Raw genomic sequence first — 273 nt, 5'->3', positions numbered from 1 at the left:
CAATCACCGACAGGTCGTGTTCGACGGATTTCATTTTTTGAGTAGCACTCGTTATCATTTGCGTTTGCGCTGTGTAGGTGGCAGCTTCTTGCACATCCAAGCGTTCATCCTGCTCAAATTGAGCGATACGCGCTTGGATCAAAGGCTCCACATCTTGTGCTTCAGGAACTGCAAGCCAGCGGTCTACTTCCGCTTTGACTTGATTTCCCTCTTCGATGAGTGACTTCATGTGCTTAGTAATAGCGGCATTGTGAGACTCTACTTTGATGCGAA

General features: G+C 47.6%; 1 protein-coding gene. It reads right to left on the bottom strand.

Features of this window, described 5'->3' with window-relative positions:
• On the bottom strand, positions 1 to 273 hold a 273-nt coding region (locus MM817_RS17715; RefSeq protein WP_241717198.1), incomplete at both ends, for a hypothetical protein.

The organism is Sulfoacidibacillus ferrooxidans (assembly GCF_022606465.1).
Classification (GTDB): domain Bacteria; phylum Bacillota; class Bacilli; order Alicyclobacillales; family SLC66; genus Sulfoacidibacillus; species Sulfoacidibacillus ferrooxidans.
Note: the sequence above shows the minus strand (reverse complement) of the source record. Positions and strands in the feature narration are given on the sequence as shown.